Annotated in this window: 22 protein-coding genes; 15 read left to right on the top strand and 7 right to left on the bottom strand. The window is 70.7% G+C overall.

The genetic code is table 11. The features are described from left to right. Positions 1 to 27 precede the first annotated feature (27 nt). Positions 28 to 243, top strand: a complete 216-nt coding sequence (locus BLU02_RS04090) for an Rv3202a family protein (protein ID WP_060921141.1) — start codon at positions 28 to 30, stop codon at positions 241 to 243. Between the two features lie 389 nt (positions 244 to 632). Beyond that, complete coding sequence (locus BLU02_RS04085) at positions 633 to 1,013, top strand: hypothetical protein (protein WP_060921142.1); 381 nt, start codon at positions 633 to 635, stop codon at positions 1,011 to 1,013. A 47-nt stretch (positions 1,014 to 1,060) separates the two neighbouring features. Here BLU02_RS04085 and BLU02_RS04080 read toward each other — a convergent pair whose 3' ends face one another. From BLU02_RS04080 to BLU02_RS04070, 3 genes are read right to left on the bottom strand one after another with little or no spacing between them, the layout of a single operon-like run. After that, positions 1,061 to 4,516 carry an error-prone DNA polymerase gene (locus BLU02_RS04080; protein ID WP_060921143.1) on the bottom strand — a complete coding sequence of 1,152 codons (3,456 nt, stop codon included), beginning with the start codon at positions 4,514 to 4,516 and terminating at the stop codon, positions 1,061 to 1,063. After that, positions 4,516 to 6,051 (bottom strand): DNA polymerase Y family protein, encoded by a 1,536-nt coding sequence (locus BLU02_RS04075; protein WP_060921144.1) that lies wholly within the window; start codon positions 6,049 to 6,051, stop codon positions 4,516 to 4,518. The genes BLU02_RS04080 and BLU02_RS04075 overlap by 1 nt, the downstream gene beginning before the upstream one ends. Continuing rightward, positions 6,048 to 6,833 (bottom strand): DnaE2-dependent mutagenesis accessory factor ImuA', encoded by a 786-nt coding sequence (locus BLU02_RS04070; protein WP_060921145.1) that lies wholly within the window; start codon positions 6,831 to 6,833, stop codon positions 6,048 to 6,050. Before BLU02_RS04070 ends, BLU02_RS04075 begins: the two co-directional genes overlap by 4 nt. Before the next feature lie 130 nt (positions 6,834 to 6,963). Between BLU02_RS04070 and BLU02_RS04065 the strand changes: the two genes are divergently transcribed. From BLU02_RS04065 to BLU02_RS04040, 6 genes are all read left to right on the top strand, one after another. Beyond that, positions 6,964 to 7,434, top strand: a complete 471-nt coding sequence (locus BLU02_RS04065; RefSeq protein ID WP_060921146.1) for a prepilin peptidase — start codon at positions 6,964 to 6,966, stop codon at positions 7,432 to 7,434. Positions 7,435 to 7,481: 47 nt separating this feature from the next. Beyond that, complete coding sequence (locus BLU02_RS04060) at positions 7,482 to 7,697, top strand: hypothetical protein (protein WP_025105115.1); 216 nt, start codon at positions 7,482 to 7,484, stop codon at positions 7,695 to 7,697. Continuing rightward, on the top strand, positions 7,690 to 8,301 hold the full coding sequence (locus BLU02_RS04055) for a CYTH domain-containing protein (protein ID WP_060921147.1): 612 nt from the start codon (positions 7,690 to 7,692) through the stop codon (positions 8,299 to 8,301). The genes BLU02_RS04060 and BLU02_RS04055 overlap by 8 nt, the downstream gene beginning before the upstream one ends. Before the next feature lie 62 nt (positions 8,302 to 8,363). Continuing rightward, positions 8,364 to 9,521: a type III polyketide synthase gene (locus BLU02_RS04050; RefSeq protein ID WP_231919635.1), complete on the top strand. Its 1,158-nt coding sequence runs from the start codon at positions 8,364 to 8,366 to the stop codon at positions 9,519 to 9,521. Further along, positions 9,518 to 10,243 carry a methyltransferase domain-containing protein gene (locus BLU02_RS04045; RefSeq protein WP_060921149.1) on the top strand — a complete coding sequence of 242 codons (726 nt, stop codon included), beginning with the start codon at positions 9,518 to 9,520 and terminating at the stop codon, positions 10,241 to 10,243. Before BLU02_RS04050 ends, BLU02_RS04045 begins: the two co-directional genes overlap by 4 nt. Then, complete coding sequence (locus BLU02_RS04040; RefSeq protein ID WP_060921150.1) at positions 10,230 to 11,351, top strand: FAD-dependent oxidoreductase; 1,122 nt, start codon at positions 10,230 to 10,232, stop codon at positions 11,349 to 11,351. The genes BLU02_RS04045 and BLU02_RS04040 overlap by 14 nt, the downstream gene beginning before the upstream one ends. Positions 11,352 to 11,405: 54 nt before the next feature. On the opposite strand, the gene lpdA is transcribed toward BLU02_RS04040, so the two are convergent. Both lpdA and BLU02_RS04030 read right to left on the bottom strand, forming a co-directional pair. Further along, the gene (gene lpdA, locus BLU02_RS04035) at positions 11,406 to 12,803 is read right to left on the bottom strand and encodes a dihydrolipoyl dehydrogenase (protein ID WP_060921151.1); all 1,398 of its coding nucleotides are present in this window, start codon (positions 12,801 to 12,803) and stop codon (positions 11,406 to 11,408) included. Positions 12,804 to 12,812: 9 nt separating this feature from the next. Further along, on the bottom strand, positions 12,813 to 13,466 hold the full coding sequence (locus BLU02_RS04030) for a copper resistance CopC family protein (protein WP_060921152.1): 654 nt from the start codon (positions 13,464 to 13,466) through the stop codon (positions 12,813 to 12,815). 100 nt (positions 13,467 to 13,566) lie between these two features. On the opposite strand from BLU02_RS04030, the gene BLU02_RS04025 reads away from it, so the two are divergent. The 3 genes from BLU02_RS04025 to BLU02_RS04015 all read left to right on the top strand — a co-directional run bounded on the left by BLU02_RS04025 (position 13,567) and on the right by BLU02_RS04015 (position 15,380). After that, positions 13,567 to 14,049, top strand: a complete 483-nt coding sequence (locus BLU02_RS04025) for an FHA domain-containing protein (RefSeq protein WP_060921153.1) — start codon at positions 13,567 to 13,569, stop codon at positions 14,047 to 14,049. Further along, positions 14,049 to 14,735, top strand: coding sequence for a transcriptional regulator FtsR (ftsR, locus tag BLU02_RS04020; RefSeq protein WP_060921154.1), 687 nt, complete (start codon positions 14,049 to 14,051; stop codon positions 14,733 to 14,735). The genes BLU02_RS04025 and ftsR overlap by 1 nt, the downstream gene beginning before the upstream one ends. Before the next feature lie 99 nt (positions 14,736 to 14,834). Further along, a complete protein-coding gene (locus BLU02_RS04015) occupies positions 14,835 to 15,380 on the top strand; it encodes a MerR family transcriptional regulator (protein WP_060921155.1) in 546 nt (181 codons plus the stop codon). 64 nt (positions 15,381 to 15,444) lie between these two features. On the opposite strand, the gene BLU02_RS04010 is transcribed toward BLU02_RS04015, so the two are convergent. After that, positions 15,445 to 16,257, bottom strand: a complete 813-nt coding sequence (locus BLU02_RS04010) for a ParA family protein (protein ID WP_060921164.1) — start codon at positions 16,255 to 16,257, stop codon at positions 15,445 to 15,447. 92 nt (positions 16,258 to 16,349) lie between these two features. Here BLU02_RS04010 and BLU02_RS04005 point away from each other — a divergent pair, with 92 nt between their 5' ends. The 3 genes from BLU02_RS04005 (at position 16,350) to def (ending at position 21,797) form a co-directional block, all read left to right on the top strand. Continuing rightward, positions 16,350 to 19,757, top strand: coding sequence for a pyruvate carboxylase (locus BLU02_RS04005; protein WP_060921156.1), 3,408 nt, complete (start codon positions 16,350 to 16,352; stop codon positions 19,755 to 19,757). A 64-nt stretch (positions 19,758 to 19,821) separates the two neighbouring features. Further along, positions 19,822 to 21,306: a MinD/ParA family ATP-binding protein gene (locus BLU02_RS04000; RefSeq protein ID WP_060921157.1), complete on the top strand. Its 1,485-nt coding sequence runs from the start codon at positions 19,822 to 19,824 to the stop codon at positions 21,304 to 21,306. Continuing rightward, complete coding sequence (gene def / locus BLU02_RS03995) at positions 21,306 to 21,797, top strand: peptide deformylase (protein WP_060921158.1); 492 nt, start codon at positions 21,306 to 21,308, stop codon at positions 21,795 to 21,797. The genes BLU02_RS04000 and def overlap by 1 nt, the downstream gene beginning before the upstream one ends. A gap of 90 nt (positions 21,798 to 21,887) precedes the next feature. Here the strand turns inward: def and BLU02_RS03990 are convergent, their stop codons facing one another. Beyond that, positions 21,888 to 23,720: an AMP-dependent synthetase/ligase gene (locus tag BLU02_RS03990; protein ID WP_060921159.1), complete on the bottom strand. Its 1,833-nt coding sequence runs from the start codon at positions 23,718 to 23,720 to the stop codon at positions 21,888 to 21,890. A gap of 150 nt (positions 23,721 to 23,870) precedes the next feature. Here BLU02_RS03990 and BLU02_RS03985 point away from each other — a divergent pair, with 150 nt between their 5' ends. Further along, the gene (locus tag BLU02_RS03985; RefSeq protein WP_060921165.1) at positions 23,871 to 24,560 is read left to right on the top strand and encodes a lysophospholipid acyltransferase family protein; all 690 of its coding nucleotides are present in this window, start codon (positions 23,871 to 23,873) and stop codon (positions 24,558 to 24,560) included. Positions 24,561 to 24,586: the final 26 nt, after the last annotated feature.

Raw genomic sequence — 24,586 nt, 5'->3', positions numbered from 1 at the left:
GGTACCCACACCGAAGGAGGAGAAGCCATGTCTCTCAATGACCATCCGATCGACGATGTGAAGCCCGAGGCCGACCTGCAGGAGCAGGAGCGCCTTGCGGAGGAGGTTCCCGAGGATCCGGAAGCGCCGACCCCCTCGGCACCGGAGCCGCACCCCATCGAGGCGGACCCGGCGGACGCTGCGGAGCAGCGCATCGAAGTGCCGCTGGATGAGGACGGCGTCGACGAACCCGCCGACGACTGACGTCCTCCGGCGGCAGGTGAGCCGGCGCGGCGTTCGAGACAGGGGAGAGACGTCATGACGAACGACCGTAGTCCGAGCGGTGCGTGCCCTCGCCGGGGTTGACGCCCAGCAGGACGATGGCTAGCCGCGGGGTATGCCCTCTCGACGGGACCGCCCCAACCCGGTGCTGCCGAGAGGGCTCACCGTCCTACCCGGACGGTTGGGGAGGCGGCGAAGTCTCGCTGTCTCTACGGCCGATCCCCCAGAGATTCAGCCGGTAGCCCCCGCTACGAAGAGCAGAATATCCCTTAATCCTCTTGTCCGCCATTTGGGGGACAAAAGTTTCTTCGAAAAATTCTGCGCGGCTCTCGGCTCTGTCGCCGATACGGGCCGTTCCGTAGGGTGGGGACATGGACAGGATGCTCGTCTTCGCCGGTCAGGTGGCCCTCCCGGTCGGGCACCGGGTCGAGGTCTCCGAACTCGTCGACCCGCAGACGGATGAACCCGTCGTCCTCTCGCTGCTCGATCTGGACACCGGCATCCGCTACCGCCGCGCCGAGGAGCCGCGAGCCGAGGTGACGCACTGGATCGGTCGTGTCCTCGACTGCACGGTGGCCGTGGGTGTCGCTCCGCGGACGTCGCTGCTCATCGACCCCATCGGGCCGTCGGCCAGCGGCGCGGGCATCGCTCTGCGCGGCGCGGATGCGGCGGTCAACGCGGCCAAGGCGGAGGCGGATCGCTGGGGTGGATCGGACCGGCCCCCGCCGGAAGAGCCCGAACGCTTCTGGTGACCGCCGGAAGCCGGGCCCTCGGGCACCGGACTCACCGGGCACCGGACTCATCGGAAGTCCCGCGAGCGGTGCATGACCCCCGTGCGGAGGTCTTCGAAGGCGTCGGCGAGCACATTGACGACCCCCTCCGGTGAGCGCTCGAGGATGCCGCGGATGATGAGCGCTGGGGACTCTCGGGCGATACGACCGAACCGACCCCAGACCCCCGTCGAGCAGATCACGTTCACCAACCCGCTCTCATCCTCGAGGTTGACGAAGGTGACGCCGGCGGCCGTGGCGGGTCGTTGTCGATGGGTGACGAGACCGGCCACCTCGACGCGTCGTCCGGTCTCATGCCGCTGCAGGTCCGCGGCCGTCAGGACGCCGCGAGCCCGGAGGTCGTCGCGGAAGTGCGTCATCGGGTGGTCGTCGGTCGAGATGCCGGTCGCCCAGAGGTCGGCCGAGAGGCGCTCGTAGCTGGTCTGGTCGGCGAACAGCGGCGGCTGCACCGCCACCGTGGTCCCCGGGAGGAAACGGGCGCGGTCTTCCGCGGCGGCCCCGGCGAGCCAGATGGCCTCCCGGCGCTCCAACCCGAGGCACGCGAAGGCTCCGGCGGTGGCGAGGGCCTCCAACTGAGCGGCCGTCGCGTCGGTCCGGCGCACGAGGTCGTGCAGATCGCGGTAGGGACCGTGTGCCTCCCGCTCGGCGACGATGCGCTCCGCCATCGGCACGCCGATCCCGCGGATGCCGCTGAGTCCCAGGCGCACCGCGAACCGTCCGTCCCGCCGGTGCGCCGCGGACTCGTCCGGTGCGCTCCGGTCGAAGCGGTGCACGGGCGGCTGCGGGTCGGCCAGGCAGTCGTCTCTCCCGGTCGTCCCTGCGGCGTCCGGCGTGAGGGGTTCGAGGGTCTCGGTGGCGGAGGAGAGATGGAGATCCGGGCGACGGACCTCCACGCCGTGCCGACGGGCATCCGCCGTGAGGGTCGCGGGGGAGTAGAAGCCCATCGGCTGCGACCGCAGCAGGCCCGCGAGGAAGGCGGCCGGATAGTGCAGCTTCAACCACGAGCTCGCGTAGACGAGTAGGGCGAAGGACAGGGAATGGGACTCGGCGAAGCCGAAGTTCGAGAACGCCTGAATCTGCGCGTAGATCCGGTCGGCGGCCTCATCGACGAGCCCGCGGCGGGCCATCCCGGCGTACAGCTTGTCCCTGACCTTCTCGATCTTCTCCAGACCCCGCTTCGATCCCATCGCCCGGCGCAGCAGATCGGCCTCGTCGGCCGTGCAGTCGCCGACGGCCGTGGCCATCTGGATGAGCTGCTCCTGGAAGATGGGGATGCCGAGTGTCCGCGCGAGGATGTCCTCGAGGTCGCTGTGCGGGTAGGGGATGGGGAACTCCTCCGGGGGCTCGCCCCTGGCCTCCCGTTCCCGGTTCGCCTCGTCCACCTTGTCCTTCGCCATCTTCCGACGGACGAACGGGTGCACGGCGCCGCCCTGGATGGGGCCGGGGCGGATGAGGGCGATCTGGATGGCGAGGTCGTAGAAGCGTCGCGGCTGCAGCCGGGGGAGCAGCCCGATCTGCGCGCGGGACTCCACCTGGAAGACGCCGATCGAGTCGGCCCGGCAGAGCATGTCGTAGACGCCGGCCTCCTCCTTCGGCAGGGTCTCCAGCGTCCACTCCTCGCCCGTCGCCTCCCGGACCAGGTCGAAGCAGTGCTGCAGCGCCGCGAGCATGCCCAGACCGAGCAGATCGAACTTCACCAGTCCCATGAAGGCGGCGTCGTCCTTGTCCCACTGGATGACGGTGCGGTCCTCCATGCGGGCGTGCTCGACCGGCACCACCTCTCCGACTGGCCGGGCTGTGAGCACCATGCCGCCTGAGTGGATCCCCAGATGCCGTGGAGCCTTCAGCAGCTCGGCCGCGTAGTCGAGCACGGTGTCGGGGATGTCGTGGCCCTCCACGGGTTCGAGCCCTGATCCCCAGCCGTCCACCTGCCGTGACCAGGAGTCCTGCTGTCCTGGAGAGTGCCCCAGGGCTCTGGCCATGTCGCGGACGGCGTTCTTCGGCCGGTACTGGATGACGTTCGCCACCTGGGCTGCCCGCTCCCTTCCGTACTCCCGGTAGACCCACTGGATGATCTCCTCCCGTCGCCGTGAGTCGAAGTCCACGTCGATGTCCGGCTCCTCCGTGCGGGTGGTGGCGAGGAAGCGCTCGAAGGGGAGACGGTAGAGGATCGGGTCGACCGCGGTGATGCCCAGCAGATAGCAGACCGCGCTCGCCGCCGCCGAACCCCGGCCCTGGCAGAGGATGCCGCGTCGCCGGGCCTCCGTCACGATGCCGTGCACGATGAGGAAGTACCCGGGGAAGTCCTTCTCCTCGATCACGTCGAGCTCGCGGGCGATGCGTCGGCGGCCGTCCGCGTCCAGCCGCGGGTACTTCGACGGGACCGCCTCCCAGACCAGGTGCCGCAGCCAGCTCATCGGCGTGTGCCCCGGCGGGACGTCCTGACGGGGGAGGGCGGGGCGGGCCATCCGAAGTGGGAAGGCCGAGGCCGCGGCCAGCTCCAGGCCGTGCGAGATCGCACCGGGGTACCGCCGGAAGCGCGCCGTCATCTCCGCCCCGCTGCGCAGGTGCGCGCCGCCATGGGCCGGCAGCCAGCCGTCGAGCTCGTCCATGCTCCGGACCGCGCGGACCGCGGCCACCGCCTCGGCGAGAGGGGCCTGGTCCGGGCGGGCGTAGTGCACGTTGTTGGTCGCCACGACGGGCAGCCGCATCCGGCGGGCGAGGTCGGCGAGGGCGTCGTTGCGCCGGGTGTCCAGCGGATCGCCGTGGTCGAAGAGCTCGACGGAGACATTGTCGTGTCCGAAAAGTCCGACGAGATGGTGCAGCGGCGCGGCCGCGTCTCCGGCCTCCAGCCCCTGTCGTACCGCCCCCTTGCGGCAGCCGGTGAGGATCGTCCAGTGCCCGTCGGCGGTCGCCGCGAGCTCGTCGAGGTCGTAGACCGGGCGCCCCTTCTCCCCGCCGCGGAGCTGGGCCGCGGTGATCGCTCCCGACAGGCGGTGGTACCCCTCGAGGCCCCGGGCGAGCACGAGCAGATGCGTGCCCGGCGGATCGGCGGCCCCCTGCGGAGCGGAGGGCAGGTCGAGGGAGAGCTCGGCGCCGTAGACGGTCTGCAGCCGCAGCTCCATGAGCTCCGCCAGCTCGGCGAAGCGCGCGGCGCCGTAGAACCCGTCGTGGTCGGTGAGGGCGAGCGCGCTCAGGCCGAGACGCTCGGCCTCCGCGAGGAGGTCCTCGGGGGAGGACGCCCCGTCGAGGAAGGAGTAGGACGAGTGCGCGTGCAGCTCGGCATAGGGCACCGCCTCCTCCGGACGCTCCGGGAGGGCCGGGGGGACGCGCTTCCGCGGACGACTCACCGGTCCGGGATCCGGGCGGAGCCCCCGCGGTGCGGAGGTCGCTTCGGGAGTGGGCTCTCCGCTGAGGGTGCGTTCGAGCTGATCCCAGGTCAACGGCGGATTGTGCCAGCCCATCAGCGGTACCTCCCCTCAGCCCACCAGCGCTCGCCGGCCAGGAAGACCAGCCAGGCGCGATCGCGGTCGTCGATGATCTGGAGCCGGTGTCCTCGTTTGCCGCCGCCCGTGCTCCACCGCCGTTCATGCACGGGCCACGGGCCGGCCCAGGCCTGCACGGCCGCCCCGTCGATGCGGGCGGGGTCGTGCGTGAGGGCGCCACGATCGTCGACGTCGATCGTGCTCCCGTCCGCGGCGACGACGCCGATGGGGCGCGGTGGGCGGAACACCTCGGAGGGGAGAGGGTCGGGAAGGCTCCCCGGCCAGGGGGACCGCGGATCACGAGGCGGGACCGGGCGCTCGCCCCACGGCGTGAGCACCTGACGATCGGCGAGCCAGCGCCCTCCGGAGAGGGCGGCGGTGACCACGCCCTGATGCCCCAGCATGGTCTGCACCCGTGAAACCGCGTGATGCAGTCGCTCATCGGTGCCCGAGCCGAAGAGTCCAGGTTGATGGTGGGCCGCATCATCCACTGCGACGGGGAGGAGGCGGGCGGCCACGATGCCCCCGAATGCCCTCGCCTCGTCGACGGGCGCGCTCGCGGTCAGGGCGGCCACCGCCTCCAGCTGCCAGCGCACACGGTCCACGAGGTCGGCGGCGTCGAAGCTCGTCGGGTGCAGCCAGGTGCGGGAGTGGACGGCGCCGTCGTCGTCGGTCAGGTCGATCCGCACCTCGGTGCACACGAGCGACGCGTCCGCCAGAGCGAGCATCACGGCATCGGCGGTCTGCCGCACGGCGAAGGCCACCTGGTCGGTGCCTCCGAGAGGGGACTCGAACTCGATGGTCCTGGCCAGTTCGGGGTCGGGCGGCCGGGGAGCCAGAGGCCGGGAGTCGGCGCCGGCGGCGAGGGCCTGCAGGCGGGCACCGTGCTCGCCGAAGCGGTCGCGGACGTCGAGAGGGGCGAGCGCGGTGAACTCGCCGAGAGTGCGCACGCCGAGGCGGAGGAGGAGATCGCTGATCTGCTCGTCGCGGAGCACCTGCACGGGGTAGGGGGCCAGGAACTCGCGGGAGCCGCCCGGGGGCACGACCGTGCAGGACGCCGTTCCTCGGGCCGCGATCTCGGCGGTGAAGGGTCCGTCGGCGACGCCGACACGCACTTCGGGGAAGCCGGCAGCGGCGAGGATCGCGGACAGGGCTGTCGCCGCCTCGGCCTCTCCGCCGTGATAGCGGGCGATCCCGCGAGCGCGCAGGATCGCGAGGCCGGGGCGCAGCAGCGTCACGCCAGGGGCGTGCTTCTCGATGAGCTGCAGCACCGGGACGAAGGCACGCTCGTCCTTCTCGGCGTCGTGGGGGAGGACCTGCAGCGAGGAGAGGAGTCCCTGGGCGACGCGGCGACGCTGCCCGATGCGGACGCCGTGCGCGCGAGCGGATGCGGTGCAGGCGACGACCGTGTTGGCCTGCACCAGGGCCGTGGGCGGATGCGGCCCTCCGCCCAGCACCGCTCGCAGCGGCCAGTCGGGGAACCAGAGGACGAGGACACGGAGAGGGGCGTTCATCCCGCCTCCGCCCAGAAGAGGAGGTCGGATGACCCGGCCTCAGCGCCGTCCGTCGCAGAGGGAGCGAGCGGCGGCAGGGCGGTCAGCTCTGCGACCACGGTCTCCACGGCTCCGTGCCCGCCGGGCAGTCGGACACGCACGCTCGAGGCGCGAGGGCTGTGCCTGGTCCGCGCCGTGACCGTCACCGTGCAGTCCGAGAGCAGCCCCCACCCCTCGCCGAGCCCATGCCAGTCCGGGTCGTGCAGCCGGATGGTCCCCTCGCTCTGCGCCCAGCGCCCCGCGCCCGGTTCCTCCGCCACGAGCAGCGTGGACCCGCGGTCGCGCAGACGGGCGCTGAGTCGGGACACATCGGCGTCCCGTGCCCTCGTCGTGGGCTGCACGACGATCAGGGGCACCACCTCGGCCAGCGCGGATGCGACGGCGAGCCAGCGGTCCCCCGGGTCGGGGACGAGGATCAGTCGGCTCAGGTCGATGCCGTAGGCGGCAGCGGCTTCGACCCCCAGGGTGGGCATGCCGATCACCGCGCACCAGTGCCCGCGGTCGGAGGAGGCGCTGAGCAGCGCGAGCACGAGGGCGGGCGAGGGGGAGACGGTGTACGAGGTGCCCGTCTGCAGCCCCTCCTCCGGCAGCAGTGCGGCGAAGGCGGGATCGAGGGGGAGGAGCGTGTGCTCGCTGCGCCGTCGCTGCATCCGGCTGATCTCGCGGCGCAGCCGCAGGACCTCTCCGGCGCGGGTGTCGCTGGTCGGAGAGAGCGCGGTCATCGCATCGAGCCCGATCCCCATATGTCCATCCTCGAAGATATGTACGAATAAAGCAAGTGACACGACTGACGCTAGTTCGTACATCCGACATCGCCTGGCGGGTTGTCCACAAGGCTCTCCGCGCCCTCCCGGATCTCCCTAACCTGCCGGGATGGACATCCGTCTCGCCCTCGTCGGTCTCGTGCACGGCGGCCTCCTCGCGGTCGGCATCCTGCTGGCTGTGATCGATGCGCGCACGCACCGGCTCCCGAACCGCATCGTGCTGCCGACCCTGTTCCTGCTGCTCCTGGCGGCGGCCGCCGACGCCGTCGCCACCGCCGACACGGCCGCGCTGGGGCGGGGCCTGCTCGGGGCCCTCGTGCTCGGCGGCTTCTATGCGGCCCTGAGGCTGCTCAGCCGGGCGGGCATGGGCGGAGGCGATGTGAAGCTCGCCCTCGTGATCGGACTCGTCCTCGCCTGGCACGGCTGGGGCGCGTTCCTCCTCGGCGCCTCGTCCGCCTTCGCGCTCGGAGCCGTCTACGCGCTCGTGCTCCTCGCCGCGGGACGGGCCGATCGGAGGACCCGCATCGCCTTCGGCCCGTGGATGATCGCGGGGGCGGTCCTCGGCGTCCTCGGCGGCTGACCGGGCGGGTCGCCCCGAATGAGGGAGGGCGGCGCTACCCTGGGCACATGGCACTCGCACGACTTCACGGCGGCCCGCTGGACGGGCAGATCATCCCCCTCGACGACGACGCGGACGACAAGCTGATCGTCCCCTACAGCGAGACGCAGGTGGTCTACAACCGCCGCGGCGAGCCGCAGAACACGGGCGAGGGCGACGGCCCCACCGAGATCGACTACTGGTTCGAGGAAGCCCTCGAGGACCTCACGCTCGAGGATGACTGAGCCCTCTCGCACCGTCGAGGTCGAGCGCAAGTACGACGTCGACGAGGGGACGCCCCTGCCCGACTGGACGGCGATCCCCGGAGTCGATGCGGTCTCGCCCGGTGAGCACCGCGCTCTCGACGCCCGCTATCTGGACACCGCGGATGGAACGCTGGCCCGTGCCGGCGTCGCGGTGCGCCGTCGCTCCGGCGGACCGGACGAGGGCTGGCACATCAAGGGCCCGCGGCAGGGCGACGGCCGGGTCGAACAGGGCTGGCCCCTCGGTGGCGAGGAGGTGCCGACGGCGGTGCGCGCAGCGATCGCCGCCTGGACGACCGCGCCGCTGGAGCCGCTCGCACGCATCGAGAACGACCGGACGGCCTACCTCCTCACCGGACCGGACGGCGTCGTGGCGGAGTTCGTCGACGACCGTGTGCGCGCGACCGATCTGCGCGGCGGAACACGTCGGGCGTGGCGGGAATGGGAGGTCGAACTCGGACCGGCGGCTCCGTCCGACGACGCCGGTCGCGCGGCGTTCTTCGCGGCGATCGAGCGCGCCGTGCGGGCGGCGGGCGGTCGCGAGGCCGGCTCCGATTCGAAGCTCGCCCGGGCTCTCGGCTTCTAGGCCGCCGACTCCTCGGATGCAACCCCTTTCCGCGTGCGGTCGCGGGGTGGTTGAGTGACCACATGAGTCGACCGCCCGTGCTCCGATCGCTGCAGACGATCGTCCCCGAGACCGTCCTCGTGCAGGAGCAGGTGCGCGACGTCTTCGCCGCGCAGCCCGGGCTGGGACGGCTGGCGCAGCGCATCGTGGCGACGTCGTTCAACGTCTCCGGCATCGACACACGGCACACCGTGATCGCGGAGCTGGCCGAAGACGCCGCCCCGGACGAGCCGCTGTTCTATGACCGCGGCTCGGGACGGCTGTTGGCGCCGGGCACGAAGGCGCGCAATGACGTCTACACGCGCGAGGCGTCCCGTCTCTTCGTCGAGGCAGCGCGCCGCGCCCTCGAGGCGGACCCCGACCTGGACCCGGCGGACGTGACGCACGTCATCACGGTCTCCTGTACGGGCTTCCACGCCCCGGGACCCGAATACGAGATCGTGCGCGGGCTCGGCCTGTCCGACGCCGTCCAGCGGTACCACCTGGGCTTCATGGGCTGCTACGCCTCGATGCCGGCTCTCCGCGCGGCCGCACAGTTCTGCGCGGCCGATGAGAACGCGGTCGTCCTCGTCGTCAGTGTCGAACTGTGCACGCTGCACCTGCGCTCCTCCGAGGATCCGGACACCATCGTGGCCTCCTCCCTGTTCGCCGACGGGGCTGCCGCAGGGATCGTGACGGCACGGGACCTGCCCACGGCCGTCCCCGCGCTCCGGCTCGACGGCTTCCACACCGCGATCGTGCCGGAGGGTGTCGACGACATGGCCTGGACGATCGGCGACTCCGGTTTCGAGATGATCCTGTCGACCGCCGTCCCGCAGATCATCGGCGAGTCGATCATCGGGGCACTGGCGCCGCTCTACGGGCGGGAGGAGGGGCTGGCGGAGGCCTTCGCCGCCGGGCGGGTGGGCGACCGGGTGCGCCACTGGGCGATCCACCCGGGAGGGCGGAGCATCCTCGACCGCGTGCAGGAGCGGATGGCCCTGAGCGACGGGCAGCTGCGACCCGCGCGCGAGACGCTCCGCGAGTTCGGGAACATGTCGAGCGCGACCGTGCTGTTCGTGCTGAAGCGCATCCTCGAACAGGAGGGCGCGGAGGCCGGCGACCGCGTGGCGGCGATGGCCTTCGGACCTGGCCTCACCGCCGAGAGCGCGCTGCTGACAGTCGTCGCTCCCGCACCGTGAGCGTGGATCTGTCGGCGCGCGCCGCCGACCTCGTCGAGCTCATGGACGACCCCGACGCGGACGAGGAGGCGCTCGGCCGCACGTACCGGCGCTTCAGCGCCGTCAACGCGGTCGTCTCACGCCCCGGGCGGCTGTATCGACGCGACATCCGCCCCCGGGCGGCGGCAGGGCGTCCGCTGCGCATCCTCGACATCGGCGCCGGCGGGGGAGACCTGTGTCGCGACCTCGTCCGGAGACTGCGACGCGATGGCCTCCGGGCCGACATCACTGCTCTGGACGCCGACGAGCGCGCGATCCGCTGGGCCTCGGCACACGACGACGGTGCGGGGATCCGCTATCGTCACGCATTCTCCAGCGACCTCGTGGCGGCGGGCGAGACCTATGACATCGTCCTCTCCAACCACGTCCTCCATCACCTCGACGCCGCAGCGTTGCACGCGGTGCTCGCCGACTCGCGTGCGCTGGTGGGCGACCGCGGACTCGTCTCCCACCACGACATCGCCCGCAGCCGTCTGGCGTATGGGGCGTTCGCGGCCGGGACCTGGCCGTTCGCGCGGAACCTCCTCGCCGGGTCCTTCATCCGGGTCGACGGTCTCCTGAGCATCCGCCGCTCGTACACTCCCCAGGAACTCGCGGCCGTCGCCCCGTCGGACTGGGAGGTGCGGTCGCACCTGCCCGCACGACTCGAGCTGCGCTGGGAGGGCGCAGATGGTCGACCATGACGTCCTCGTGGTCGGGGGCGGTCCGGTCGGGCTGCTCCTCGCCTGCCTCGTGGCGCAGGACGGCCGCCGGGTGCGGGTGTACGAGCGTCGCACGGACCAGGGTACGCAGACGCGCGCGATCGGGATCCACCGTCCGGGGCTCGATGCCCTCGATGCCGCCGGGGTGGGCACCGAGGTGCGCTCCGAGGCGCTCCGGCTGTTCGGCGGTGAGGTCCGCAGTCGCGGGCGGCGGCTCGCCGCCCTGACCTTCCCGTCCGAACGTCCGATCCTCACGCTCGCGCAGCCGCGCACCGAGGAACTGCTGCGAGGCCGCCTCCGGGCGCTGCAACCGGATGCGCTGCAGTCCGGTCGCACCGTCAGGTCTCTCCGTGACGAGGGGCCTTTCGTGCGGGCCGGGATCGACGACGAGCACGGGTGCCGCCAAGAGACGGCGTCGATCGTGATCGTCGCCGACGGCGTGCGGAGTCCTTTCCGGACGGCGTTCGGTGCCGGCTGGGACCCGCGGTCGGGGAGCGCGGACTACGCGATGCTCGACGTCGATGCCCCGCAGGCCGACGATCGCGCCGTGCTGTACTTCGAGCCGGACGGCCTCGTCGAGTCCTTCCCCTTGCCGGGCGGGCGGCACCGCTGGGTGGTGCGCGAAGACCGTGGCAGGACGGTGGCATCGGCTGCTGAGCTGGCAGGCCTCGTCGAGCAGCGGACGGGGCACGCTCTCGACGTGGACCCCGCCGCGCCCGTGTCGTCGTTCCGCGCGGCCCAGCACGCCGCGCGGCGGCTGCATCGCGGACGGATCGTCCTGCTCGGGGACGCCGCGCACGAGGTGAGCCCGATCGGCGGTCAGGGCATGAACCTGGGCTGGGCGGATGCGCTCCGGCTGCGGGACGCGTTGCGCCGGACCGACCGGGGCGCCGTCCCCGTCCTGGACGGCTTCGCCCGGGAGGTATGGCGGACCACGCGGAAGGCGCATCGTCGTTCCGCGTTCTTCATGGCGATGGGGGCTCCGGCTATCGCGCCGGTCGTCGTCGTCCGGGAGGGGCTGGTCGGCGTGCTCGGCTCCTCAGCACTGCGCGGGTGGACGACCGGCCTCATCACGATGCGCGGCCTGTGACGCGAGAAGGCCCGGTCCGCGTTGCGCGGACCGGGCCTTCGTCGAGGCGTCGGATCAGAAGTTGATCATGTGGCCGGCCAGGCCATGGAAGCCCTCCTGCAGCGCCTCAGACAGCGTCGGGTGCGTGTGCACGTTGCGGGCCAGCTCGAGAGCCGTGAGGTCCCACTTCTGCGCGAGGGTCAGCTCGGGCAGCAGCTCCGACACGTCGGGGCCGATCATGTGCGCGCCGATGAGCTCGAGGTGCTCGGCGTCGGCGATGAGCTTGACGAAGCCGACCGGCTCGCCGAGGCCGTGCGCCTTGCCGTTGGCCATGAACGGGAAGGTCGCGACCTTGATCTCACGCCCCTCGTCCTTGGCCTGCTGCTCGGTGAGCCCGAACGAGGCGACCTGCGGCGAGCAGAACGTCGCGCGCGGCATCATGCGGTAGTCGCCCAGCGTCATGGTCTCGGCGCCGCCGATGGTCTCGGCCGCGACGACACCCTGCGCCTCGGCGACGTGCGCGAGCTGCAGCTTGGCGGTGACGTCGCCGATGGCGTAGATGCCCTCGACGTTCGTGCGCATGTGGTCGTCGATGTCGATCGCACCGCGCTCCGTCAGCTTCACACCCGTCTTGTCGAGTCCGAAACCCTCGACGTTCGGGGCGAACCCGACCGACATGAGCACCTTGTCGGCCTCGATCGACGCCTGCTGGCCGTCCTTGCCCGTGTACGAGACGGTGACGGAGGAACCGTTGTCGACGACCGACTCGACCTTGGTGGAGGTGAGGATGTCGACGCCGTAGTTCTTGTACTGCTTCGTGATCTCCTTCGACACGTCGGCGTCCTCGTTGGGAAGGGCCCGGTCGAGGAACTCGATGATCGTGACCTTCACGCCGTAGTTCGTCATCACGTAGGCGAACTCCATGCCGATGGCGCCGGCGCCGACGATCACGATGGACTTCGGCAGCTCACGGGAGAGGATCTGCTCCTCATAGGTCACGACGTTGTCGCTGAGCTGCACACCGGGGAGCAGGCGGACCTTCGATCCCGTCGCGATGATCGCGTTGTCGAACGTGACCTCCTCGGTGGAGCCGTCCGCCTTCGCGACCGAGATGGCCTTCGGGCCGGTGAAGGTGCCGCGGCCGTCGTACTCGGTCACCTTGTTCTTCTTCATGAGGAAGTGGATGCCCTTGACCCGGCCGTCCGCGACGACGCGGCTGCGGTCGAACGCCTTGCCGTAGTCGATCGTGAACTCTCCGGAGATCCCGAAGAAGTCGGCCTTGTGGTTCAGGGTGTGCGCGATCTCCGCGTTCTTCAGGAGCGCCTTGGAAGGGATGCAGCCGACGTTGAGGCAGACACCACCCCAGTACTTCTCCTCGATGATCGCGGTGGACAGGCCGAGCTGTGCGCTGCGAACCGCAGCGACGTATCCGCCAGGACCTGCACCAAGGATGACGACGTCGTAATGTGGCATGCCTTAAGCCTATCGCTCCGAGGGGGCGTCGGAATCGGTGGGAGCCGGTCCCCGAGGACGGCGCACGATGAGCCAGACGACCACACTCAGCGCGGCGAGCACGCCGAGGATCACCAGGACCCAGATCCATGTCGAAGCGGCTCCGGCGTCGTCTCCCGCGTCCGGTGCCGTCGTCGCGGTCGTCTCGGGCGTGGTGGTCTGCTCCGTCGTCGGCGCCGCGGTCGGGGGAGCGGTGGTGGGCTCGCCCGTCGCGGCACCCTCGTCACCGACGGTGACGGTGAAGGAGAACTCGCCGGACGTGGGGTGGCCGTCGCTCGAGACGACCTTCCAGACGACGCGATACTCGCCGGCGGGCCCCGAGCCGGTCAGGGGCTGGGTCACGATCGCCCCGTCGACCGTCGGGGCGCCGTCGATCACGGATTCGCCGGCCGGATCGGTGACGGTGAGCTCCGTCGCTCCTTCGCCGTCGATGAGCTTGGCGCTGAAGGTGAGGGTCAGCTCCGCGGGCAGCGTCTCCACGCTGCTGTCCGCCGCGGGCGACGACGACACGAGGGCGTCGTGGGCCGAAGCCGACAGCGGGGAGAGGAGGACGAGGAACGCGGCGAGGAGGGTGGCCGCGAGGGCGATCGGGGCCGCCGGGCGGCGCAGAGCTGTGGTCTTCACGAGTCCAGCCTATGAATCCCCGGTATGGGACCGCTGAGTGCGAAAGCGGCCTCCCGCGCACCCCTCTGGATCGGATAGTCTGGACAGCCAGGAGGGCACAGTGACAGACAGCGACAGCCGACCGGCCGGTGAAGCCGCCATCCATCGCTCCGGCGAGCCGAGACACGATGTGACGCAGACGTTCGGACACGATTCCGATCTGTCGTTCGTCCCGTTCGGCGTGGAGTTGACCGATGTCGAGCAGTCGGCCATCGCGGCGCTGCCCTCGGGCTCGGCTCTGCTGCTCGTCCGTTCCGGAGCGCTCGCCGGTGCGCGGTATCTCCTCGACACCGACGTGACCACCGTCGGCCGCCACCCGGAGGCCGACATCTTCTTCGATGACGTCACGGTGTCCCGTCGTCACGCGGAGATCACCCGGACCGGGACGACGTTCGAGATCATCGACCAGCGCTCCCTCAACGGCACCTATGTGAACGGGGAGCGCGTGGACCGCAGCCCCCTGGCGGACGGCTCCGAGCTGCGCGTCGGCAAGTTCCGTCTGAACTTCTTCGCGTCCCCGCTCGACCGCGCGGCGAACGCCTGATGGCGGCAACTCCCGCCCGTGAACGCTCGGCGTCCGCGGGCCTGCTGAGTATCGGTCAGGTGCTCGCACGCCTCACTCCGGAGTTCCCCGACCTGACCTCCAGCAAGCTGCGGTTCCTCGAGGTGCAGGGCATCGTCCGGCCCTCCCGCACCGAGTCCGGCTACCGGAAGTTCTCCTCCGCCGATATCGAACGGCTCCGTCTGGGACTGACGCTGCAGCGGGATCACTACCTTCCGCTCAGCGTCATCCGCGAGCAGCTCGACGAGGCGGAGGCCTCGGGGGAGACGGCGGCGCTCGCGCCGCCGCCCTCGATCGCCCCGGCGCCGCGTCGTTATCGCCGTGACGAGCTGCTGGCTGCAGCAGGCGCGGGCCCGCAGCTGCTCAACGACGCCATCAGCACCGGGGTCATCACCGCGCAGGAGACCTACTCGGATTCCACCGTCGCGCTGCTCCGTGGGCTCGTCGCCCTCGACCGGCACGGCATCGAGCCGCGTCATCTCCGCTCCCTGCGACAGGGTGCGGAGCGTGAGGTCTCGCTCATCGAGTCGGCGCTCTCCACGCTGCTGCGCCGAACCGATGCCGCCTCGCGGGCGCGCGCCAACGAGCTCGCGCCGGAACTGGCCACACGGATCGACGACGTCCGGACCTTGTTCGTGAAGGACGCACTCACGCGGATCCTTTCGTAACGAACTGATTGCGACACACCTTCGGCGTCGCGCGGATGTCGTTGCCGGTGCCGGGACCCTGCTCTACCGTGGAGATAACCGTTCCAGGGAGGATTTCAGATGAATGCGGATGAGCTCGCAGGCGACCCGCGGTTCGTGACCGAACTCCTCTTCACCGACGGTCTGCCCGCGATGGACGACGAGGTCGGCTACCGCGGCGCCGTGGCGGCACGTGCGGCCGGCATCACGTACCGTCAGCTCGACTACTGGGCACGCACCGAGCTCGTCGAGCCCACGGTGCGCGGCGCGAACGGCTCCGGTTCGCAGCGCCTCTACGGGTTCCGCGACATCCTCGTCCTGAAGCTCGTGAAGAGCCTGCTCGACACCGGGATCTCCCTGCAGCAGATCCGCACCGCGGTGGACGAGCTCCGCCGCGCCGGTATCCGCGACCTCGCGGGGACGACCCTCATGAGCGACGGGGCTTCGGTCTACCTCTGCACGTCGAACGACGAGGTCATCGACCTGGTCAGCCGCGGTCAGGGTGTCTTCGGTATCGCGGTCGGCAAGGTCCTGCGCGAGGTGGAGTCGACGCTCGTCGCCTTCGACGCCTCCGCTCCCGACCCCGTCGACGAGCTCTCCGCCCGTCGCGCCAAGCGCTCCGCCTGACGGCCCCCGCTCCACGAAGAACGGCCACCCTCGAAGAGGATGGCCGTTTCGTCGTTCCGGGGTCTCAGCTCTGCGGTCCGGTCTCCGGGACGGGGATCCGACCCGTGCGGATGATGCGGTCGAGGAGCTGGTCGAAGTCTGCGGCGAGTTCCTGCGCCGAGTCGCCGGGCCAGATGTGCAGCGGCTTCGCGGCGCCCTGCGCCTGCTGGAGAGAGGTGCGCTCCGGCAGTTGCGGCGAGAGGACGAGAGGGCCGAACATGTCCCGCAGCTCCTTGATACGGAACTGGTGCTCGATCGACTGCGGGCGCACGCGGTTGACCACGATGCCCAGCGGCTGGAGGCGCGGGGAGAGGCCGCGGCGGATCTCCTCGATCGCACGGAGGGCACGGTCTGCTGCCGCTACGGAGAAGAGGCCGGGCTCGGTGACGACCATGACGCGGTCGCTCGCCGCCCACGCGGTACGGGTGAGGGCGTTCAGCGAGGGCGCGCAGTCGATGAGCACGAGGTCGTAGTCCGCCTCGACCGCTGCGAGCGCCTCCTCGAGCTTCCATACATCGCGGACGCTCGGGTGCGGGCCGTCGAAGTTGATGGCGGACGGACTGCCGATCAGCACGTCGATCGTGCCGGGGTGGACCTTGGCCCAGCCGCTGGAGGTGATCGCCTGACGGACGGTCTTCTCCTTCGGGTTCGCCAGCACATCGGCGATGTTGAGTCGTCCCGCGACCTGGATGTCCATCCCGGTGGAGACGTCGGACTGCGGGTCGAGGTCGACGACGAGCGTCCGGACACCCCGGGCGAAAGCCGCGGAGGCCAGCCCGAGTGTCACGGTCGTCTTGCCGACGCCCCCCTTGAGAGAGCTGACGCTGAGTACGTGCACGGAGACCACGTTACCTTCCCCTAGGCTGGGGGAACACTCAGCCCCGCCCCATGTGCGTGCCTCGGCCGTGCATCGAGCTCTCAGAGGTGTGCATGTTCCAGAAGATCCTTGTGGCGAATCGTGGCGAGATCGCGATCCGGGCATTCCGGGCAGCGGTCGAGGTGGGGGCGCGCACCGTCGCCGTCTTCCCGCACGAGGACCGCGGCTCGGTCCATCGGCTCAAGGCCGACGAGGCGTACGAGATCGGCGAGCGCGGGCACCCGGTCCGCGCCTACCTGGATGTCGACGAGATCATCCGCGTGGCCACCGAGGCCGGTGCCGACGCCATCTACCCCGGCTACGGCTTCCTCTCGGAGAACCCCGAGCTGGCGGAGAAGGCCGCGGCGAACGGCATCGTGTTCATCGGGCCGCCGGCGAAGGTCCTCGAGATGGCAGGCAACAAGGTGGAGGCGAAGCGCCACGCCGTCGAAGCGGGCGTCCCCGTGCTCCGGTCCACCGAGGCCTCGGACGACGTCGACGCCCTGGTCGCCCAGGCGGAGGAGATCGGGTTCCCCCTCTTCGCGAAGGCGGTGGCCGGGGGAGGCGGCCGTGGCATGCGGCGCGTCGAGACGCTCGGCGATCTCGGACCGGCCCTCGCCGAGGCCATGCGGGAAGCCGGCAGCGCCTTCGGCGACCCCCGGATGTTCCTCGAGCAGGCCGTCGTCCGGCCGCGGCACATCGAGGTGCAGATCCTCGCGGACAAGACCGGCGAGACGGTGCACCTGTTCGAGCGGGACTGCTCCGTGCAGCGGCGGCATCAGAAGGTCGTCGAGATCGCTCCCGCCCCCAACCTCGACGACGACGTGCGCCAGGCCCTGCACGGCTACGCCGTGGCCTTCGCCCGCTCCATCGGCTACGAGAACGCGGGGACCGTCGAGTTCCTGCTGGAGACGGCGGGGGAGCGTGCCGGCGAAGTCGTGTTCATCGAGATGAACCCGCGCATCCAGGTCGAGCACACGGTCACCGAGGAGGTGACCGACGTCGACCTCGTGCAGAGCCAGATGCGCATCGCCGCGGGGCAGACCCTCGCCGAGCTGGGACTGCAGCAGGAGAATCTGCACCTGCGCGGTGCCGCACTGCAGTGCCGCATCACCACGGAGGACCCGACGCAGGGCTTCCGTCCCGACACCGGGAAGATCACGACCTACCGCTCGCCCGGCGGCGCGGGGATCCGTCTCGATGGCGGCACCGTGCACCAGGGCGCCCAGATCAGCCCGCACTTCGACTCGATGCTGGCGAAGCTCACGTGCCGAGGACGCGACTTCCCGGCCGCCGTCGCCCGCGCGCGCCGTGCCCTCGCCGAGTTCCGCATCCGCGGTGTCTCCACGAACATCCCCTTCCTCCAGGCTCTGCTCGACGACGAGGCGTTCATCCGGGGCGACGTCAGCACGTCCTTCATCGACGAGCGCCCGGAGCTGCTCCGCGGACGCGCCTCGAAGGACCGCGGGACGAAGATCCTCAACTGGCTCGTCGACGTGACGGTGAACAAGCCGCACGGCGCGCACCCCGGCGTCATCGACCCCGCGACCAAGCTGCCGCCGATCGACCTGGCGGTCGAACCGGTGCCCGGATCCCGGCAGCGGCTGCTCGAGGTCGGTCCCGAGGAGTTCGCTCGCGGCCTGCGTGCGCAGAGCGCCCTCGCGATCACCGACACGACCTTCCGCGACGCGCACCAGTCGCTGCTCGCGACCCGGGTCCGCACGAAGGACCTCGTCGCCGCCGCTCCGTACCTCGCCCGGCTGACACCGGAGCTGCTGTCGGTCGAGGCCTGGGGCGGCGCCACCTACGACGTCGCGCTCCGCTTCCTGGGCGAGGACCCGTGGGAGCGACTGGACAAGCTGCGGGCGGCCCTCCCGAACGTCGCGATCCAGATGCTGCTGCGTGGCCGGAACACGGTCGGCTACACGCCGTACCCGACGGCGGTGACCGAGGCCTTCGTCGCGGAGGCGGCAGCGAGCGGCGTCGACATCTTCCGCATCTTCGACGCGCTCAACGACGTGGAGCAGATGCGCCCGGCGATCGAGGCGGTCCGCGCCACGGGGACCGCGGTCGCGGAGGTCGCGCTCTGCTACACCGGCGACCTGCTGGATCCGGCGGAAGGGCTCTACACCCTCGACTACTACCTCGGACTCGCGGATCAGATCGTCGCCGCGGGCGCGCACATCCTCGCGATCAAGGACATGGCGGGCCTGCTCCGTCCCGCCGCCGCCGCGAAGCTCGTTTCGGCGCTCCGTGAGCGCTTCGACCTGCCCGTGCACCTGCACACCCACGACACTCCGGGCGGACAGCTCGCGACCCTGCTCGCGGCCAGCGCCGCCGGCGTCGATGCGGTGGATGCCGCGTCGGCCCCGCTGTCCGGCACGACCAGTCAGCCGTCGCTGTCTTCGCTCGTGGCCGCGCTCGCCCACACGGAGCGGGACAGCGGGATCTCCCTCGCCGCGGTCTCCGACCTGGAACCGTACTGGGAGGCGGTGCGTCGCCAGTACGCGCCGTTCGAGTCCGGGCTGCCGGGACCCACCGGACGTGTGTACCACCACGAGATCCCCGGCGGACAGCTGTCGAACCTCCGGCAGCAGGCGAAGGCTCTCGGCCTCGCGGACGACTTCGAACTCATCGAGGACATGTACGCCGCAGCCGACCGCATCCTCGGACGCGTCCCGAAGGTCACCCCGTCGTCGAAGGTCGTGGGGGACCTCGCCCTGCACCTCGCCGCGGTGAAGGCCGATCCCGCCGACTTCGAGGCGAACCCCGAGAAGTACGATGTGCCGGACTCCGTGGTCGGGTTCATGGCCGGAGAGCTCGGCGACCTCCCCGGTGGCTGGCCCGAGCCCTTCCGCTCCAAGGTGCTCGCCGGCCGTTCCGTGCGAACCGGCCTCACGGCGCTGACGGACCAGGACGAGGCGGAGCTGGCGGGGACGAGCGCGCAGCGGCGCTCCCGCCTGAACACGCTGCTGTTCCCCGCGCCCACGGCCGAGTTCACGGAGCGGCGCGAGCAGTACGGCGATCTGTCCGTGCTCGACACGAGCGACTACCTCTACGGGCTGGTCCCCGGCCAGGAGCACCTCATCGAGATCGACCGTGGGGTGCAGCTCTACGTGGGTCTCGAAGCCATCGGCGAGGCGGACGACAAGGGCATGCGGACCGTCATGACGACCCTGAACGGTCAACTCCGGCCCGTGTTCGTGCGGGATCGTTCCATCTCCGTGGATGCACACGAGGTGGAGAAGGCGGACACGTCCGTTCCCGGCCAGGTGGCGGCGCCGTTCTCCGGAGTGGTCACCCTCAAGGCCGAGGTGGGGGCGACGGTGCGGGCCGGTGAGCCGGTCGCGTCGATCGAGGCGATGAAGATGGAGGCTGCCATCACCGCCCCCGTGGACGGGGTCGTCGAGCGGCACGCCATCGCCGAGACGCAGCAGGTGGACGCGGGTGATCTTTTGGTCGTGATCCGACCGGCGCACTAATCTTGTCCGGGCGAGGCCGCGCACCCTGGGCGCATCCCGAGGCCCGCACAGGTTGGAGTGACACGTGACCGCGAAGAACAACGCCGATCCCGAGGACAGTCCGCTGGGGGTGCTCGACGACGCTGCGTCCGTCGACACCGCCGGCATCGGCATCCTCGGCGGGACCGCGCAGGTGCGGGTGACCCTGCCGGCGGAGGAGGACGACGACCTCGCCGACGACGGCGTGGTGGAGGGAGAGGTCGGCATCGACCTCGTCGTCGACGACCTCACGCTGCCCGCCGCGCCGAAGCCCGTCCTGGATCCGCCGCGCACCGACGACGTGATCGATGCGGTCGTGGTGGAGGAGCCCGCGCCGATGGCAGATGCCGCCCCGGCTCGGGTCGCCGAGGAGGAGGCTGCGGCTCTCTTCCTTGCGAAGGCCGGTGCCGACCGTGCAGAGAGCCCGGCGGCTAAGCCGGCGCGCGCCCCGCAGCCACCCGTGCAGAAGGAGACCACGATGCCCGCATCCGACGACAAGCCCGTCGCCTCCGCGCCCACGCGTCCGGGCCCGCGCACCGACGTGACGCTCACCGCGAAGCGCCTCGACGAGTTGGGGGAGTCCGCCCGCGAATCCGCGGACCTCCTCACCACCGATCGCCTCCTCGACCCGCATCGTATGGCCAAGCCGGAACCCGAGGGCGGGTGGAGCCATCTGCTCTACACGCTGTCCGGTCGGCGGCTGAACATCGGCGACGGGCGCCGTGCGCGCGAGCGCAAGGAGCTGACCGCGCGCATCGCGGCCCCGCTCGCTGGCGGCGCCCGCTTCGTGCCGGTGCTCTCCCGCAAGGGCGGCGTGGGCAAGACCACCGTCACGGCGCTCCTGGGCATGGCCCTCGCGGACGCGCGGGAGGACCGTGTCATCGCCGTGGACGCGAACCCCGATCGGGGAACTCTCGCCGACCGGGTGCAGCGCGCCGCGCACGGCAAGTCCGTGCGAGACCTGGTGCGCATCCGCGACGACGTGCGGGGCTACCACGACGTCTCCGCCATCGTCGCTCGGGATGCGACGCGCCTCGATGTGCTCGCATCGGACGCCGATCCCCGCGTCGCCGAGGCCTTCAGCGACGACGACTACCGCGATGTCGCCGATGTGGCCGCGCACTACTACTCGCTCGTGCTCACCGACACCGGCACCGGAATCGTCCACTCCGTGATGTCGGCCACCCTCGACCTCGCCGACCAGATCGTCATCGTCTCCGGCCTCAGCGTCGACGAGGCGCGACTGGCCTCCGAGACGCTCACGTGGCTGGAGACCAACGGGTACGCGCAGCAGGCGCGGGATGCGATCGTGGTGCTCAACCAGTCCACGCCCGGCACGCCGCTCGTGCGTCTCGGAGAGCTCCAGGCGCACTTCGCGTCGCGGGCCCGCAGCGTCGTGCGTGTGCCGTACGACCCGCAGATCGCCGCGGGCGGGACGATCGTCTTCGCGAACCTCCTCCCCGAGACGCGGAAGGCGGCACGCGAACTCGCGGCGCTCCTCGTCGAGGGTCTCCGGGCGAAGGCCGCCTGATGACGGTCCGAGAGATCCGCATCTTCGGCGACCCGGTCCTGCGGACCGTCTGCGCGGCCATCGAGGAGATCGACGACGGCGTGCGCGCCCTGGTCACCGATCTCCTGGAGACCGTCGAGCTCCCCGGTCGCGCCGGCGTTGCGGCCCCGCAGATCGGCGTCGCGCTCCGTGCCTTCAGCTACAACGTCGACGGCGAGATCGGGTACGTCCTCAACCCCGTGCTCACGGAGGTGCGCGGCGAGCCCGAGCCGACGGGGGAGGGCTGCCTCTCGGTGCCGGGACTCTGGCACGACGCGCAGCGCCACCCCTGGGCCCGGGTCGAGGGGATCGACCTCGACGGGCAGCCGGTGGTGCTCGAGGGGGACGGCTTGCTCGCGCAGGCCCTCCAGCACGAGACCGACCACCTCGACGGCAAGCTCTTCCTCTCCCGGCTCGACCCCGAGACCCGGAAGATCGCGATGCGCGAAGTTCGAGAGAGCTCCTGGTTCTAGCCCCGACCCACCCCTTCTCGTACGAACCGGCCCCTTACGCGCGAGCGCAAGGGGCCGGTTCGGTCGGAAGGGGGTGGGTCGACCTGTGGGTCAGCCGCCGATCGCGACGTTGGTCGTGGCGACCGGCTCGTCGTAGATCGCGGAGATCTCGTCGGCGAAGTCGTTCATGATGATGTTCCGCTTGATCGACAGCTTCGGGGTGAGGTGGCCCGAGGCCTCCGTCCACTCCGAGTCCAGGATCGTGAACTTGCGGATGGACTCCGCGCGCGACACCCGCTCGTTCGCCGCGTCGACCGCGCGCTGCACCTCGGCGCGGACCTGCGGGTTTGTCGAGGCCTCCGCCAACGTCATCTTCTCGTCGAGACCGTTGTTCGCGAGCCAGGTCGGCAGCATCTCCGGGTCGAGGGTGACGAGTGCCGAGATGAACGGACGCTGGTCGCCGACGACGACGACCTGCCCCACGATCGGGTTCGCGCGGATCGGGTCCTCGAGGGCGGCCGGGGCGACGTTCTTGCCGCCCGCCGTGACGATGATCTCCTTCTTGCGCCCGGTGATCGTGAGGAATCCGTCGGCGTCGAAGCTGCCGATGTCGCCGGTGTGGAACCAGCCGCCGTCGCTGAACGCCTCGGCGGTGGCCTCCGGGTTGTTCCAGTACTCCTTGAACACGTTGATGCCCCGCACCTCGATCTCGCCGTCGTCGGCGAGACGCACCCCGACGCCGGGGAGGGCGGGGCCGACCGTGCCGATCTTCGACTTCGAGGCGAGGTTCACCGTCGCGGGCGCCGTCGTCTCGGTCAGACCGTAACCCTCGAGGATCACCACGCCGAGGCTGTGGAAGAAGTGGCCGAGGCGCGCGCCCAGGGGAGCGGAGCCCGACACCGCGTAGACGACGTTGCCGCCCATGGCCTCACGGAGCTTGGAGTAGACGAGCTTGTTGAAGAGCGCGAACTTCAGCTTCGTGCCGAACGGGATCTTCTTGCCCTCCTCCAGCAGCCGGGAGTGCTCGATCGCGACGTCGGCCGCGGCGCGGAAGATCTTGCCCTTGCCACCCGCCTCGGCCTTCTGCTCGGCGGAGTTGTAGACCTTCTCGAACACGCGGGGGACCGCGAGGAGGAAGGTGGGCTTGAACGAGCCGAGGGCCGGCAGCAGCTGACGCGTGTCGGGCTGGTGGCCGGTGCGCACCCCGGCGTGCACGTTGAGGATGGAGATGAAGCGCGCGAAGACGTGCGCCGTCGTGATGAAGAGCAGGGTGGAGGAGCCGGGGGTCTGCACGACCTCGTCGAGGGCCTTCGCGGAGTTGCGGGACAGCTCGACGAAGTTGCTGTGCGTGAGCACGCATCCCTTGGGTCGTCCGGTGGAGCCCGAGGTGTAGATGAGGGTCGCGATGTCCGAGCCGACGGCGAGGTTCCGGCGACGCTGGATCTCGTCATCGGAGACCGAGGCTCCCTGCGCGGTGAGCGTGTCGATGGCGCCCAGATGCAGCTGCCAGACCTCCCGGAGCAGCGGCAGGTCGCCGCGCACCTCGTCGACGCGGGCGAAGTGCTCCGGTGACTCGACGAGGAGCGCGATCGCGCCGGAGTCCTCGAGGATCCACTGGATCTGCGACGGCGAGCTCGTCTCGTAGATCGGCACCATCACCGCACCGGCGTAGAAGAGGGCGAAGTCGACGAGGCTCCACTCGTAGGTGGTGCGGGCGAGGAAGCCCACTTTCTCGCCCGGCTGGATGCCCGCGGCGGCGAAGCCCTTCGCGAGCGCGATCACGGCGGTCTCGAAGTCGGTGGCGGAGATGTCGCGCCACCCGTCGCCCTGCGGGACGGAGAACAACGCCCGGTCGGGAGTCGCCTCGACGCGCTTCGCAAGCAGGTCGGCGACGTTCGCGTCGGGATCGGCGGGGACGATCGCGGGGACTTCAAACTGGACCACGGCAGCTCCTTCGGTACCGGTCGGGCACGGGCGTTGGTCCGAGTCTAGGGCATGGCACCGGGTCGCGGTCAGGGTGAAACTCAGTCGCTTCCCGGGTCGAGAGACGAGAAACGTGAGGCGATGTGCATCGCGGCGCTAGACTTCACCTCGATGTTCTACTGGCTGATGAAGTACGTCGTGATCGGCCCCGTGGTCAAGGCCGTGTTCCGCCCCTGGATCGTGGGGCGGAAGAACGTGCCCGCGACCGGGGCGGCGATCCTCGCCAGCAACCATCTCTCCTTCGCGGACTCGATCTTCCTGCCCCTCGTGATCGATCGGTCGATGTCGTTCCTCGCGAAGAGCGACTACTTCACCGGACGCGGCCTCAAGGGGTGGTCCACCCGCTTCTTCATGAAGGCGACGGGCCAGATCCCCATCGACCGCTCCGGTGGCAAGGCCTCGGAGGCCTCCCTGAACACCGGCCTCCAGGTCCTCGGCGGGGGCGACCTGCTCGGCATCTATCCGGAGGGCACCCGCAGCCCCGACGGCAAGCTCTACCGCGGCCGCACCGGCATCGCCCGGATGGCGCTCGAGGCGAAGGTCCCCGTCATCCCGGTCATCATGGTCGACACCGACACGGCGATGCCCATCGGCCGCCGGATCCCGCGCGTCATGCGGGTCGGGATCGTCATCGGCGAGCCGCTCGACTTCTCCCGCTACGCCGGCATGGAGAACGACCGCTACATCCTCCGCTCCGTCACGGATGAGATCATGGTGGCGCTCCAGCGGCTCGGTCAGCAGGAGTACGAGGACGTCTACGCATCGACCGTCAAGGACCGCCTCCCGGCGCGCGTCACATAGCCTCCGGAGCGCGTCTCGGCGGTGTC

It is taken from the genome of Microbacterium paraoxydans (assembly GCF_900105335.1).
Taxonomy (GTDB): domain Bacteria; phylum Actinomycetota; class Actinomycetes; order Actinomycetales; family Microbacteriaceae; genus Microbacterium; species Microbacterium paraoxydans.
Note: the sequence above shows the minus strand (reverse complement) of the source record. Positions and strands in the feature narration are given on the sequence as shown.

What these genes read in the sequence shown, in the direction of transcription:
- BLU02_RS04090 (WP_060921141.1), top strand. Translation starts at nt 28, where the DNA reads ATGTCTCTCAATGACCATCCGATCGACGATGTGAAGCCCGAGGCCGAC.
- BLU02_RS04085 (WP_060921142.1), top strand. Translation starts at nt 633, where the DNA reads ATGGACAGGATGCTCGTCTTCGCCGGTCAGGTGGCCCTCCCGGTCGGG.
- BLU02_RS04080 (WP_060921143.1), bottom strand. Translation starts at nt 4,516, where the DNA reads ATGGGCTGGCACAATCCGCCGTTGACCTGGGATCAGCTCGAACGCACC.
- BLU02_RS04075 (WP_060921144.1), bottom strand. Translation starts at nt 6,051, where the DNA reads ATGAACGCCCCTCTCCGTGTCCTCGTCCTCTGGTTCCCCGACTGGCCG.
- BLU02_RS04070 (WP_060921145.1), bottom strand. Translation starts at nt 6,833, where the DNA reads ATGGGGATCGGGCTCGATGCGATGACCGCGCTCTCTCCGACCAGCGAC.
- BLU02_RS04065 (WP_060921146.1), top strand. Translation starts at nt 6,964, where the DNA reads ATGGACATCCGTCTCGCCCTCGTCGGTCTCGTGCACGGCGGCCTCCTC.
- BLU02_RS04060 (WP_025105115.1), top strand. Translation starts at nt 7,482, where the DNA reads ATGGCACTCGCACGACTTCACGGCGGCCCGCTGGACGGGCAGATCATC.
- BLU02_RS04055 (WP_060921147.1), top strand. Translation starts at nt 7,690, where the DNA reads ATGACTGAGCCCTCTCGCACCGTCGAGGTCGAGCGCAAGTACGACGTC.
- BLU02_RS04050 (WP_231919635.1), top strand. Translation starts at nt 8,364, where the DNA reads ATGAGTCGACCGCCCGTGCTCCGATCGCTGCAGACGATCGTCCCCGAG.
- BLU02_RS04040 (WP_060921150.1), top strand. Translation starts at nt 10,230, where the DNA reads ATGGTCGACCATGACGTCCTCGTGGTCGGGGGCGGTCCGGTCGGGCTG.
- lpdA (WP_060921151.1), bottom strand. Translation starts at nt 12,803, where the DNA reads ATGCCACATTACGACGTCGTCATCCTTGGTGCAGGTCCTGGCGGATAC.
- ftsR (WP_060921154.1), top strand. Translation starts at nt 14,049, where the DNA reads ATGGCGGCAACTCCCGCCCGTGAACGCTCGGCGTCCGCGGGCCTGCTG.
- BLU02_RS04015 (WP_060921155.1), top strand. Translation starts at nt 14,835, where the DNA reads ATGAATGCGGATGAGCTCGCAGGCGACCCGCGGTTCGTGACCGAACTC.
- BLU02_RS04005 (WP_060921156.1), top strand. Translation starts at nt 16,350, where the DNA reads ATGTTCCAGAAGATCCTTGTGGCGAATCGTGGCGAGATCGCGATCCGG.
- def (WP_060921158.1), top strand. Translation starts at nt 21,306, where the DNA reads ATGACGGTCCGAGAGATCCGCATCTTCGGCGACCCGGTCCTGCGGACC.
- BLU02_RS03985 (WP_060921165.1), top strand. Translation starts at nt 23,871, where the DNA reads ATGTTCTACTGGCTGATGAAGTACGTCGTGATCGGCCCCGTGGTCAAG.